Annotated in this window: 13 protein-coding genes; 4 read left to right on the top strand and 9 right to left on the bottom strand. The window is 69.9% G+C overall.

Annotated elements, in window-relative coordinates; genetic code table 11:
• Window positions 1-5: 5 nt before the first annotated feature.
• From ccmI to NFC98_RS17375, 4 genes are read right to left on the bottom strand one after another with little or no spacing between them, the layout of a single operon-like run.
• Window positions 6-896, bottom strand: coding sequence for a c-type cytochrome biogenesis protein CcmI (gene ccmI / locus NFC98_RS17360; protein ID WP_254276143.1), 891 nt, complete (start codon window positions 894-896; stop codon window positions 6-8).
• Between the two features lie 15 nt (window positions 897-911).
• Window positions 912-1,385: a cytochrome c-type biogenesis protein gene (locus NFC98_RS17365; RefSeq protein WP_254276144.1), complete on the bottom strand. Its 474-nt coding sequence runs from the start codon at window positions 1,383-1,385 to the stop codon at window positions 912-914.
• Window positions 1,382-1,927 carry a DsbE family thiol:disulfide interchange protein gene (locus tag NFC98_RS17370; RefSeq protein WP_254276145.1) on the bottom strand — a complete coding sequence of 182 codons (546 nt, stop codon included), beginning with the start codon at window positions 1,925-1,927 and terminating at the stop codon, window positions 1,382-1,384. Before NFC98_RS17370 ends, NFC98_RS17365 begins: the two co-directional genes overlap by 4 nt.
• Window positions 1,924-3,909, bottom strand: coding sequence for a heme lyase CcmF/NrfE family subunit (locus NFC98_RS17375; protein ID WP_254276146.1), 1,986 nt, complete (start codon window positions 3,907-3,909; stop codon window positions 1,924-1,926). The genes NFC98_RS17370 and NFC98_RS17375 overlap by 4 nt, the downstream gene beginning before the upstream one ends.
• Window positions 3,910-4,220: 311 nt before the next feature.
• Here NFC98_RS17375 and NFC98_RS17380 point away from each other — a divergent pair, with 311 nt between their 5' ends.
• From NFC98_RS17380 to NFC98_RS17390, 3 genes are read left to right on the top strand one after another with little or no spacing between them, the layout of a single operon-like run.
• The gene (locus NFC98_RS17380; RefSeq protein WP_254277873.1) at window positions 4,221-4,766 is read left to right on the top strand and encodes a peptidylprolyl isomerase; all 546 of its coding nucleotides are present in this window, start codon (window positions 4,221-4,223) and stop codon (window positions 4,764-4,766) included.
• A 9-nt stretch (window positions 4,767-4,775) separates the two neighbouring features.
• On the top strand, window positions 4,776-5,339 hold the full coding sequence (locus NFC98_RS17385; protein WP_254276147.1) for a histidine phosphatase family protein: 564 nt from the start codon (window positions 4,776-4,778) through the stop codon (window positions 5,337-5,339).
• Window positions 5,340-5,362: 23 nt separating this feature from the next.
• Entirely contained in the window at window positions 5,363-5,728 is a 366-nt protein-coding gene (locus NFC98_RS17390; protein ID WP_254276148.1) for a DUF6164 family protein, read from the top strand.
• Between the two features lie 105 nt (window positions 5,729-5,833).
• Here NFC98_RS17390 and ahpF read toward each other — a convergent pair whose 3' ends face one another.
• The 5 genes from ahpF to NFC98_RS17415 form a co-directional block, all read right to left on the bottom strand.
• Entirely contained in the window at window positions 5,834-7,390 is a 1,557-nt protein-coding gene (ahpF, locus tag NFC98_RS17395; protein ID WP_254276149.1) for an alkyl hydroperoxide reductase subunit F, read from the bottom strand.
• Window positions 7,391-7,554: 164 nt separating this feature from the next.
• Window positions 7,555-8,118, bottom strand: coding sequence for an alkyl hydroperoxide reductase subunit C (ahpC, locus tag NFC98_RS17400; protein WP_183329975.1), 564 nt, complete (start codon window positions 8,116-8,118; stop codon window positions 7,555-7,557).
• A gap of 137 nt (window positions 8,119-8,255) precedes the next feature.
• Window positions 8,256-8,660 carry a ribonucleotide reductase subunit alpha gene (locus NFC98_RS17405; protein WP_254276150.1) on the bottom strand — a complete coding sequence of 135 codons (405 nt, stop codon included), beginning with the start codon at window positions 8,658-8,660 and terminating at the stop codon, window positions 8,256-8,258.
• A 148-nt stretch (window positions 8,661-8,808) separates the two neighbouring features.
• Window positions 8,809-9,864 (bottom strand): proline racemase family protein, encoded by a 1,056-nt coding sequence (locus tag NFC98_RS17410; RefSeq protein WP_254276151.1) that lies wholly within the window; start codon window positions 9,862-9,864, stop codon window positions 8,809-8,811.
• A complete protein-coding gene (locus NFC98_RS17415) occupies window positions 9,861-11,048 on the bottom strand; it encodes a zinc-binding dehydrogenase (protein WP_254276152.1) in 1,188 nt (395 codons plus the stop codon). The genes NFC98_RS17410 and NFC98_RS17415 overlap by 4 nt, the downstream gene beginning before the upstream one ends.
• Window positions 11,049-11,319: 271 nt before the next feature.
• On the opposite strand from NFC98_RS17415, the gene NFC98_RS17420 reads away from it, so the two are divergent.
• The gene (locus NFC98_RS17420; RefSeq protein ID WP_254276153.1) at window positions 11,320-12,828 is read left to right on the top strand and encodes a diguanylate cyclase; all 1,509 of its coding nucleotides are present in this window, start codon (window positions 11,320-11,322) and stop codon (window positions 12,826-12,828) included.
• Window positions 12,829-12,841: the final 13 nt, after the last annotated feature.

Raw genomic sequence — 12,841 nt, forward strand, 5'->3', positions numbered from 1 at the left:
GGCACTCACTCCTGGCGAAGCGCCAGCTGTGCCAGGTTGCCGCGGATCACCTCGGCCTCGGCCGAATCCGCGGGCAGCACCCCCAGCAGGCGCTCCCAGTAGCCGCGCGCCTCGTCGAAGGCCTCGGCGCGATAGGCCCGGGTGCCGGCCAGCCACAGCCCCTGGGCATGCTCGGGGTCGATGGCCAGGGCCTGCTCGATCAGCGCCGCCGGTTCGCCCGCCAGTCCCCCCTCGAGTTCCGCCAGCACGTCGGCGTAGCGCACCAGCACGTTCGGGTCACGATCGCCGCCGTGGCGAAGCGCCTCGCCGAAGGCGCGGCCCGCCGCCTCGAACTCGTCGAGGAACACCAGGGTGCGGCCCAGCAGCACCCAGCTCTCCAGATCCTCGGGATCCTGGGCCAGGCGGGCCTGGAGCCCCTCCACCAGCCGCGTGAACTCGCGGGTCATCTCCGCCTCGCTGGGCGCCTCTTGCGAAGGCGGCGGGGCCAGCTGGCCGGCCGGCGCACGGGCGGCGAAGACCTCATCGGCGTGGCCCACCGACAGGTAGATCCCCGCGGCAGCGAAGGGCAGCAGCGCCAGGCTCGCCGCGGCCAGGCCGGTGACCAGCCGACGCTGACCGCGGCGCTCGCCGCCGGTGCCCGCATCGGCCTCCAGAACGCCGCTGTCGAGCAGCTCGCGCTCCAGGTCGGCCAGGGCGCGGGCATGGCGCGCCGCGGTCAGGGTGCCGCTGGCCAGGTCCTGATCGAGCTCGACCACGCGGTCGCGGTGCACCGCCAGCAGTACCTCGCGGCGCCCCGGGGCCTCGACGCCCCGGGGCTCGCGCAGCAGCGGTATCAGCACGAAGGCCAGGGCCAGCACGCACAGGCCCAGGGCCAGCAGCAGGAAGACGCCGTTCATCGCATACCTCCGGGGTCAGTCGCCACGGCGCAGGCGCTCCAGCGCCGCACGCTCCTGGTCGGTGAATTGGGGTTCGTCATCGGGCCGGGCACGCCGGCGCATCACCTGCCACCACACCAGCAGGCCGCCCGCCAGCAGCAGGAAGGGGCTGGCCCAGAGCAGTGCGGTGTTGGCCTGCAGCGGCGGCCGGTAGCGCACGTAGTCGCCGTAGCGGGCCACCATGAAGTCGACGATGGCGTCGGCCTCCTGGCCGTTCAGCGTCATGCGGTAGACCCGCCGGCGCATGTCGGCGGCCAGCTCGGCGTTGGACTCGTGGATCGTCTCGCTCTGGCACACGGTGCAGCGCAGCTCCCGGGTCAGCGTCTCGTACTGCTGGCGCTGGGCCTCGCTGTCGAACGCCAGCGGCTCGCCGATGGCCGTGGCCAGGGCGATGCCGGGAGAAAGCGCCAGCGCCAGCAGCATCAGCAGCCGGGCCGTCCAGCGGTTCATGACGCCCTCCCCGCCGGCTCGGCTCTCAGCTTTTCGATCAGGGGCAGCACCTCGTCGAGCAGCAGCTGGCGGGAGAGCGGGCCGATGCGCTTGTAGCGAATCACCCCCTCGGCGTCGAGCACGTAGGTCTCGGGCGTGGCGTAGACGCCCCAGTCGATGCCGGCATCCCCTGCGGGGTCATAGGCGATGGTGCGGTAGGGGCTCTCGGTCATCGCCAGGTAGCGCAGCGCGGCCTCGCGCTCGTCCCGGTAGTTGAAGGCGTGGATGGGGATGCCGGCCCGGGCCAGCTCCATCAGCAGCGGCTTCTCGGCGCGACAGGTGCTGCACCAGGTGGCCCAGACGTTGACCAGCGCCACCTCGCCGATAAAGTCCTGTTCCGTCAGGATCGTCTGCGGATCCTCCAGGGCCTCCAGGGCGAAGGCCGGGGCGGGCTTGCCCACCAGCGGCGAGGGCAGGTCTCGGGAGTTGAGCCCAAGCCCCAGCAGCAGCAGGCCGAGCAGGGCGGTGACCGCCACCAGCGGAATCAGCAGCTTGAGCTTCATGAGGCGGTCACCTCGCGGTTCAGGCCCGTCGCGGTCGCCGGCTCGCGGTGCCGGGCCAGCCGATAGCGCCGGTCACCGGCCGCCAGCAGACCGCCCAGGGCGAGAAGAATGGCACCGCTCCACATCCAGGCCATGTAGGGCTTGTAGTAGAGCCGGAAACTCCAGGCGTCCCCCACCAGCCGCTCGCCCAGGGAGACGTAGACGTCGCGGGTCGCCGCGCGGTGCAGCGAGGCCTGGTGCATGGGGTTCTGGGGCTGGGTGTCGTAGTAGCGGCGCTGGGGCAGCAGGGTGGCCACCGGGCGGCCCTCGCGAGTCACCGCGACCACCGCCTGGTCGGCGTCGTAGTTGGGGCCGCGCACCTCCTCCATGCGCAGCAGGGTGAACGCGAAGCCCGCCGCCGCGGTGGTCTGGCCGGGCTCCATGCGCACGTCACGCTCCACCTCGTAGGTGTTGACCATGGCGATGGCGACCACCACCGTCGCCAGGCCCACGTGGGCCAGGTGCATGCCCAGGAAGCTCGGGCGCAGCACCCGGCGGACGCGCGTGGCCAGGGGCTGGCGGCCGGCCAGCCGCCGGCGGATATCGAGCGCGGCGGTGAGGACGATCCAGGTCGCCAGCATCAGCGACAGGGCGGTGAGGGGTTGCCAGGCGCCCAGGGTCAGCGGCCAGAGGCCGCCGGCCACGACGCTGGCCAGCAGCACCCAGCGCAGCTGGCGCACCACCTCGGCGGGGTCGGCCTGCTTCCACATCACCGTGGGGCCGAGGCCCATCAGCAGCAACAGCGGCAGCATCAGCGGCGCGAAGACGGTATCGAAGTAGGGGGGGCCCACCGAGATCTTGCCGAGCCCGAAGGCGTCGAGCACCAGCGGGTAGAGGGTGCCGATGAAGACCGCCGCGAAGGCCACGGTGAGCAGCACGTTGTTGGCCAGCAGCAGCGACTCCCGGGAGAGCCAGTGGAAGCCGCCGCCCAGGCCGACCCGCGGCGCCCGCCAGGCGTAGAGGGTCAGCGAGCCCAGCAGGGTCGCCGCCAGCATGGCGAGCAGGAAGACGCCGCGGTCCGGGTCGGTGGCGAAGGCGTGCACCGAGGTGATCACCCCGGAGCGTACGATGAAGGCCCCGAGCACGGTCAGCGCGAAGGTGATGATCGCCAGCATCAGGGTCCATACCTTGAACCCGCCGCGCTTCTCGGTCACCGCCAGGGAGTGCAGCAGGGCGGTGGCGGTGAGCCAGGGCAGGAAGGAGGCGTTCTCCACCGGGTCCCAGAACCACCAGCCGCCCCAGCCCAGCTCGTAGTAGGCCCACCAGGAGCCCATGGCGATCCCCAGCGTCAGGAAGACCCAGGCCACCGTGGTCCAAGGCCGCGACCAGCGCGCCCAGGCGGCGTCCAGCCGACCGCCCATCAGCGCCGCCATGGCCAGGGCGAAGACCACCGCGGTGCCCACATAGCCCATGTAGAGCAGCGGCGGATGCAGGATCATCCCCGGGTCCTGGAGCAGCGGGTTCATGCCGCGGCCGTCGGCGGGGCCGGGCACGATGCGTTCGAAGGGGTTGGAGGTGAAGACCGTGAAGGCGATGAAGGCCACCGAGATCATGCCCATCACCGCCAGCACCCGGGCCAGCATCTCCCGGGGCAGCGCACGGCTGAAGCGCGCCACCGCCACGCCCCAGGCGCCGAGCAGCAGCACCCACAGCAGCAGCGACCCCTCGTGGCCGCCCCACACCGCGGTGACCTTGTACATCGTCGGCTGGGCCAGGCTGGAGTGGCTGGCCACGTAGCGCACGCTGAAGTCGCTGGCCAGGAAGGCCCAGGTGAGCACCCCGTAGGCGATCGCCAGGAAGACGAACTGGCCGCTGGCCAGGAAGCGCCCCGTCCGCATCAGCCTCAGGCTGCCGGTCTTGGCGCCCACCAGCGGCAGCACGCTCTGGAAGAGCGCCAGGCAGAGCGCCAGGATCAGCGCGAAGTTACCGAGTTCCGCCACCATCTGCTGCACCCTCCCGCCGCAGGTGATGCCCGGCCACCCGGCCGGGCCTGGATTCACCGGGTCGACGCGTCGCGGCGACCCTCTGCAGCGAATGGTCGGGGAATCCCCCCATAAGATCCATACTCGATACCTCTTTTCCGCCCTCCCCCGTGACCCATGTCAAACAATGCCGAGCCCGTGGCCGACGGCGGAGCGAAGCGAACGCTGACAGGGAAGCGTCCGGCGCTTATGCTGGGGGCCCATCCTTCGGCCACAAGGTGAAACGCCCCGTGAAACGCCCGCTGATACCCGCCCTGCTGCTCGCCGCCGCCCTGCCCCTGGGCCTCGCCGCCACCACGGCCCAGGCCGAGGAGGCGACGCCCGACGTGATCCTGCACACCAGCCATGGCGCCATCGGCATCGAGCTGTTCCAGGCCGAGGCCCCGGAGAGCGTCAACAACTTCCTCACCTATGTGCAGGAGGGCCACTACGACGGGACGATCTTCCACCGGGTGATCGACGGCTTCATGATCCAGGGCGGCGGCTTCGATGCCGAGATGCGCCAGAAGCCGACCCGCGACCCGATCACCAACGAGGCGGACAACGGCCTGAAGAACCGCCGCGGCACCCTGGCCATGGCCCGCACCGGGGCCCCCCACTCCGCCACCGCCCAGTTCTTTATCAACGTCGACGACAACGGCTTCCTCGACCACGTCAGCCCGCAGTCCGGCCAGACCTGGGGCTATGCGGTGTTCGGCCAGGTGGTGGACGGCATGGAGGTGGTCGACGCCATCAAACGGGTTCCCACCACGCGCCGCGGCCCCTTCCAGGACGTGCCGCAGGAGCCGGTGGTGATCGAACGCGCCGAGCTGCCCTAAGCCGACGCCATGCACAACCGCTACCTGCTGATGCGCCATGGCCACAGCCAGGCTAACGCCCGCGGGCTGATCATCAGCTCGCCCGAACGGGGCCTGGACGACTTCGGCCTCTCCCCCCGGGGCGAGGCCCAGCTCGAGGGGCTGCTGGCCGACTGGACCTGGCCGACGCCGACCCGGCTGCTGCACTCGGACTTCCTGCGCACCACCCAGACCGCCGCCCGGGTGGCGGCACGCTTCGGCCTCGCCCTGGAGGCCGAGACACGGCTGCGCGAGCGCCACTTCGGCGACCTCGAGGGCGGAACGGATGACGGCTATGGCCGGGTCTGGGCTCATGACGCCCACGACCCGGCACATGGCGAGTACGGGGTGGAACCGGTGGCGGCGGTGGCCCGGCGCATGCGCGAGGTGATCGACGCCCTGGAGCACCGCCACGCCGGCGAGACGATCCTGCTGGTCAGCCACGGCGACCCGCTGCAGATCCTGCTGACCGCCCTGGAGGGGCGCGCGCTGACCGGCCACCGGGAGCGCGAACCGCTGGCCCCGGCCAGCATCACCCTGTGGGGTCAGGCGTGACAGACAACTCAGGGAGGTAGACGATGGCAAGGCTGCTGTTCCGGCTGGGCAACGTGCCCGACGCGGAGGCCGAGGAGGTGCGCGAACTGCTCGAGGCCCACGGCTTCGACACCTTCGAGACTCGGGCCGGCTTCTGGGGACTCGGCGTGGCCGCCATCTGGCTCCACGACGAGGCCCGGTTTGATGCGGCCCGGGAGGTCCTGGACGCCTACCAGCAGGGGCTGGCCGAGCGCATGCGCCGGGAACGCGACGACCTGGCCGAGCGCGGCGAGGCCCCGACCCTGTGGACGCGGCTGCGGCACCACCCCGTGCGGATGCTGCTGGTGGCCGCCGCGGTGCTGGCGATCCTCGCCGTCACCCTGCTTCCCTTCGTGGGGCTGGTGGAGTAGCTGAGGAAGGCGCGCGGCACATACAACGACGCCCCCGCAGGCCAGGCCTGCGGGGGCGTCGTTGCGATGGCAGGGGCCCTGGACGCTGAGCCCGGGCCCCGCCGATCAGCTGCGGATCAGGTGGTCGAAGGCGCCGAGTGCCGCCTTGGACCCCTCGCCCATGGCGATGATGATCTGCTTGTAGGGCACGGTGGTCACGTCGCCGGCGGCGAAGATGCCGGGCACGCTGGTGGTGCCGTGGGCGTCGGTGATGATCTCGCCGCGCTCGGACATCTCCACCGGGGAGCCCTTGAGCCACTCGGTGTTGGGCACCAGGCCGATCTGCACGAAGATGCCTTCCAGGTCGAGCTTCCTGGTCTCGCCGCTGGCGCGCTCCTCGAAGGTAAGGCCGTTGACGCGGGTGCCGTCGCCGTTCACCTCGGTGGTGCGGGCGCCGAGGATGATGTCGACGTTGGGCAGGCTCTTCAGCTTCTTCTGCAGCACGGCGTCGGCGCGCATCTCGTCCATGAACTCGATCAGGGTCACATGGCCGACGATGCCGGCCAGGTCGATGGCCGCCTCGACGCCGGAGTTGCCGCCGCCGATCACCGCCACGCGCTTGCCCTTGAACAGCGGGCCGTCGCAGTGGGGGCAGTAGGCCACGCCCTTGTTGCGGTACTCGGCCTCGCCCGGCACGTTCATCTCGCGCCAGCGGGCGCCGGTGGCCAGCACCAGCGTCTTGCTCTTGAGGGTCGCCCCGGACTCGAACTGCACTTCGTGCTCGCCGCCCGGCTGGGCCGCCGGCACCAGCTTGACCGCACGCTGCAGGTTCATGATGTCGACCTCATACTCCTTGACGTGCTCTTCCAGCGCCGCGGCCAGCTTGGGGCCCTCGGTGTGGGAGACGGAGATGAAGTTCTCGATGGCCATGGTGTCGAGCACCTGGCCGCCGAAGCGCTCGGCGGCCACGCCGGTGCGAATGCCCTTGCGGGCGGCGTAGACCGCCGCGGCGGCGCCGGCCGGGCCACCGCCCACCACCAGCACGTCGAAGGGGTCCTTCTCGTTGAGCTTGGCGGCCTCGCGCCTGGCGGCGCCGGTGTCCACCTTGGCGAGGATCTGCTCCAGGCTCATGCGGCCCTGGTCGAAGGGCTCGCCGTTGAGATAGATGCTGGGCACCGACATCACCTGGCGCTCCTCGACCTCGTCCTGGAACAGGGCGCCGTCGATGGCCACGTGGCTGACGCCAGGGTTGAGCAGCGCCATCAGGTTGAGCGCCTGGACCACGTCGGGGCAGTTCTGGCAGGAGAGCGAGTAGTAGGTCTCGAAGTGCAGCTCACCCTCGAGGCCCTTGATCTGCTCGATCACCTCGTCGGAGGCCTTGGGCGGGTGGCCGCCCACCTGCAGCAGCGCCAGGACCAGGGAGGTGAACTCGTGGCCCATGGGGATGCCGGCGAAGACGATGCCGGTCTCCTGGTCGGGGCGGTTCAGCGCGAACGACGGCCGGCGCGCATCCTGGCCGTCGGTGCGCAGGGAAATCTTGTCGCTGAGGGCGGCGATCTCGGTCAGCAGACCGTGCAGCTCCTGCGACTTGGCGCCATCATCGAGGGACGCGACGATCTCGAACGGCTGGGTGACCTTGTCCAGATAGGCTTTAAGCTGGCTTTTCAGAGTGTCGTCCAACATGACAGCGGTTTCCTTCATGTTCGCGAAACGGGGTCACAAGGGGGCCGTGCGAACGCCGACGGCGCCGCTCGAGGCGTGCTTGTGACGGGTTGAAGACACCCGGGCGGAACGCCCGGGTGAGGCGGCGAGGCCCCGGGAGAGGCCTCGCGGCGGGAGCGGGTCGCTTAGATCTTGCCGACCAGGTCCAGGGACGGGGCGAGGGTTTCTTCGCCTTCCTTCCACTTGGCCGGGCACACTTCGTTCGGGTTGGCGCGAACGTACTGGGCCGCCTTGACCTTGCGCAGCAGCTCCTCGGCGTTACGGCCGATGTTGCCGGCGTTCAGCTCGATGATCTGGATCTTGCCATCCGGGTCGACCACGAAGGTGCCACGGTCGGCCAGGCCGGCTTCCTCGATCAGCACCTCGAAGTTGCGGGAGATCTGCAGGGTCGGGTCGGCGATCATCGGGTACTGCAGCTTGCCGATGGTCTCGGAGCTGTCGTGCCAGGCCTTGTGGGTGAAGTGGGTGTCGGTGGAGACGCTGTAGATCTCGACGCCCATCTTCTTGAACTCTTCGTACTTGTCCTGCAGGTCGCCCAGCTCGGTGGGGCAGACGAAGGTGAAGTCGGCCGGGTAGAAGAAGAAGATGCTCCACTGGCCCTTGAGGCTCTCTTCGGTGACGTCAACGAACTCACCGTTGTGGTAGGCGGTGGCCTTGAACGGCTTGACTTCGGTGTTCAGCAGGGACATTCGACAATGCTCCTTTCGACTTTGGTATGAGGGGTGACCGAGATACGGAGCGCATGGTAGCCCGCATCTCCCAATAGCGTAAATTGAATGGTGCCATCGAACTGATAATTCAACCCTATCGAGATGACGATCGGAGGTCAGCCGATGCGCACCGCCTCGCCCTGGCGGTCCAGCGCCAGGAACTGATCGACGTTGCCCATCTTGAGCGACTCCACCATGCGCTCGAGCTGGGCCTCGGCCTGCTCCGCGCTCGGCGCCTCGCCGCCGCGGCCGGAGAGGGCGCCGACGAAGACGATATCCCACTCGATGCCCGTCTCCCTCGACTCCGCCACCAGGGCGGCCATGTCGCTGAGCTCCCCCGGGGCCTTGTCGACGCAGAGTGCCGGGGTCAGCACGCCGCCGACGCCCTGCTCGAAGTGCCGGCGCTGCTCGGCGGTGGGGTTGTCCGGCAGCTCGGCGCGGGTGAAGACGAAGAGCAGGCGCTGGGCGTCAGGCTGCAGGCGAGCCTCGCTGATCAGGTCGGCAAAGTTGGTGATGGACACGGAAGCCTCCAGGGCAAGGGTGGGGAGTGAGCGCCAGCCTGCCCCCTTTCGCGCGGGGGCTCAAGGGGCAGGCGGGCATACCGGCCGAGTCTAGGTGGCGGGGTCAAGGATTGCTCGGGGCTGTTCCGGCGACAAGCCTTCCTTCCCCTCAGCCGTGGCGGGCGCTGAGGATATGGTGCAGGCCGGCGCACTCCACCAGGGGATCGTCGCAGTTGACGACGATGTCCGAGTGGGCCAGCACGAAGGCCTTCCCGGTGATGGTGTTCTCCACCACGGTGTGCGCCCCCTCTTGGCGGGTGCCGGTGAAGGTGCCGATGAAGCCGGTTTCGCGCAGCGAGACGGTCTCCAGCCGATCCCCGGGGCGGATGCGCCCCTCGTGGTTCATCAGTGCCAGACGCGCCGAGGTGCCGGTGCCGGTGGTGCTGCGGCAGATCACCCCCGGGTGCACGTAGGTGGTGGAGCGGGAGCGGTAGAAGTCGTCGGCCACCTGCTCCACCGGCCCCATGAAATGCAGGAAGGGCAGCGGCCCCACGTCGCCCAGGGTGTAGTGGGAGAAGCCCCGTTCCGCCTGGATCGCCTCGACGATGCGATGGGCGCAGTCGGCCAGCGCCCGCTCCTCCTCACGCACCAGCGAGAAGCCCAGCTCGGTGGCGTCCACCAGGGCGTAGAAGCCGCCGCTGTAGGCCACCGAGTAGGTGACCTCGCCGAGGGTGGGCACATGGATCGTCGCCCGGTAGGTGTCGATGTAGCTGGGCAGCCCCTCGCAGGTGATCGCCTCCACCACTCCGTTCTCCACCCGGGCCTCGATCTTCACCCGCCCCGCCGGGGCCTCCAGGGTGAAGTGCTGCACCCCTTCCCGCTTGGGCACGATGCCGGCCTCGAGCACCGCGGTGGCAGTGCAGATGGTGTTGGAGCCGGAGTAGATGGGGTAGCCCATCACCTCCATGATGATGTAGCCCGCGGCGGCTTCCGGGTCGGTGGCCGGTACGATCAGGTCCACCGACATCTCGGGGATGCCGTGGGGTTCGAAGAGCAGCAGCTTGCGCAGGCCGTCGGCGTCGTCACGCAGGTAGTGCATCTGCTCGCGCACCGTGTCGCCGGGCAGCGGGTCGATGCCGCCGAGCACGATGCGGCTGACGTCGCCGCCGGCGTGGGTGTCCATCAGGCGCAGGGTGAGGGCCCCGGGGGCCGGTGACTGGTTCATGACGGGCGCTCCGCTTGGGGAGTGGCAAGGGCGAACGGGGCACCGTGCTCGTCCCACTGGGCATCGGGGACGATGACGATCTTGCCCAGGAAGTTGCTGCCGCGGCTGACGAAGTAGCGCTCGGCGGCGCGCAGCTCGGAAAGCTTGAAGGCGGCGTGGAGCACCGGCTTGAGCTGGCCCCCGCGGATCCACTCGACCAGCTGCTCGGCCTCCTCGCGGGTGCCGTGGGAGACGCCGAAGAGCTGCACCTGGTAGAGGTAGATGCGCGTCCAGAGGATCTCCGAGATATTGCCGCCGCTGGCGCCGGCGATGGAGAGCCGCGGGTAGGTGGTACGGGCCTTCATGTCGTGGATCATGGTGTCGATGAACAGATCGGTCATCTCGCCGCCGACCAGATCCATCACCGCGTCGATGGGCGCGCCGCCGGTGGCCTCCAGCACCCGCTCGACGAAGCTCCCGAGGTCGCCGCGGTCGATCACCGCCTCGGCCCCCAGCGCCTTCAGCGCCGCGGCCTTCTCCGGCTGGCTCACCGCGTAGGGAATGGCCCCGACGATCCGACAGAGCTGGATCAGCGCGGTGCCCACCCCGCCGCTGGCGCCGGAGACCAGCACCCGCTCGCCGGCGCTGACCCGCGCCGAGGTCATCATGTGGTAGGCGGTCTGGTAGGAGCACATGCCCAGGGCGGCCAGCTCGGCATCGGCAAGCTCAGGGTTGGACACCTGGTGGAACTGCTCCGACGGCACGGCAACGTACTCGGCGAAGCCACCGTCGGCGCCATGGCCGTAGTAGTCCGGGGTCAGGTTGATGTCGCGGCGCGCATCGGCATAGAGGTTGAAGTCGAGCAGGCCGCGCTCGCCGATCCGCGCCGGATCGACGCCCTCGCCCACCGCCGCCACGCGACCGGCGATATCGGCGCCCTGGATACGCGGGAAGGTCAGGGTCGGCTCGCCGCCCATGGCAAAGGAGGTCACCTGGCCCTTCTTGACCGGGTAGAGCCCCTCGCGGGCCTTGCGGTCGGTATTGTTCTTGGCGGTAGCGGTGACCCGCACCAGCACCTCGCCCGGCCCGGGCCGGGGAACGGGCACATCGTCACGGTAGACCAGCTGGTCGATGTCGCCATGGCCGGTCAGCAGCATGGCCGACATGGTGGCGGGTAGGGTCGCATCGCGGGGTTCGCTTGCCATCTGCTGCCTCCTCTGTGGAGCCCCGGCACAGGGGCACGGGGCGTGGATTCAGTGAGAGACGATAGCAGACCCTGGGGGCGCGACCCGAGAGCCCCCGGGGCCGATCGGGGCGATTTTATTTTCCGTTTTCGGGCCCTGAGGTTGGGGTTTTTGCTGCCCGGTGACGCGGCGTCATCCAGGGCCGTTGAGACGCCGGACGCATCGCGGCTTGGCATCCCTGTCGGTATCGACGAAGCTGCACCAGATCCCCACCCGACAGGAAGCGCGCTCGATGCCAGGCCGACCTGCCCGTACCGTCACGCCGGTCGCCCCGGCCCCGATCGACCCCGCGGACTGCCTGGCGGCACTGAGCCTTGGAGGCAGCGCCCTGATGGGGGCCGAGCACTGGGCCGACGGGGTCGACCGGCTGCTGGCGGAGATCGGCCCCGCCACCGGGGCGAGCCGCGTCTGGATCTTCCAGCTGCTCGAGGTACAGCCCGACGCGGTGGTCCAGGACTATGTCTTCGAGTGGGCCGCGTCGGCGCGCTATCGACAGCTGGACCAGCGCCGCTTCCGCTTCTTCTCCTCGCCCCTCGAGGATCCGGTCTATCGCCGGCTGGTCGAGGAGCGCCAGGCGGGGAAACGTCACGACCTCTGCGTTCCCGCCATGCCCCCGGGGCCGCTGCGCACCAACCTCGAGAGCCAGGCGATCCGGTCCATGGCCACGGTGCCCATCTTCGTCAACGGCCAGTGGTGGGGCACCCTGGGCATCGACGACTGCGAGCGCGCCGTCGGCTGGCAGGGGCCCGGGCTCGACCTGCTCGAGTCCGCCGGCCAGCTGATTGCGGCCGCCCTCTACCGCTACCAGCTGAACCATCGCTCCCGCCAGATCGAGCTGTTCCACAAGGTGGCCGACTGCGGGGTCTGGGAGGTCAGCCTGCGCAATGGCCGGGTATGGTGCTCGCAGGCACTCAAGGCGACGCTGGGCTACCCGGAGACCTATCCGCGCGTTCCCCTGCGTCGCCTGCTCGCCCGGCTCCATCCGATGGATCGCGCTACCCTCTGGACAGCATTGAGGCGCGTGCGTGGCGGCGCCGGGAGCGCCCAGTTCCGGCTGGATGCCCGGCTGCGGCTCGCCGGCCACGCCTGGGTCTGGCACGAGATCATCGCCGAGTTCCAGCATGACGAGCAGGGACGGCCGGTCGCCATCGCCGGCCTGCTGCTCGACATCAGCCGGCGCAAGCAGCACGAGGAGCAGGCGCTGGCCGCCTCCCAGCTCGACGCCCTGACCGGCGCCCTCAACCGCCGCGGCATGGTGCGGCACCTCGAGGCGGAGGATCAGGCCACGATGGACCGCCACCTCATCCTGCTAGATATCGACCATTTCAAGCAGATCAACGATACCCACGGCCATCCGGTCGGCGACGCCCTGCTGCGCCTGATGGTAAAGCGGCTTCGCCACGAGCTTCGCCCGGATGACTGCCTGGTGCGCCTCGGCGGCGAGGAGTTCGCGGTGCTGATCAGCGGCATGCAGGACGATCAGGCCCTGGCGCTGGCCGAACGACTGCGGCGGCGCGTCGCAGAGGCGCCCTTCCACGTGGACGTGCCAGGGGGCGGAGAGGCCCGCGTCGCGATGTCGATCAGCCTGGGGATCGCCCGCCAGTCCGGCGATGCCCGTGACCCGCTGGGCCAGATGATGGCGCAAGCCGACCGAGCGCTGTACGCCGCCAAGCATGCCGGTCGCAACCGGGTCCTCACGCATGCCGCCGGGCCACTCCCACATGAGCAGCAGCGGGCCTGATCCATGCCACGGC

Source organism: Halomonas sp. 3H (genome assembly GCF_024206005.1).
Taxonomy (GTDB): domain Bacteria; phylum Pseudomonadota; class Gammaproteobacteria; order Pseudomonadales; family Halomonadaceae; genus Halomonas; species Halomonas campaniensis.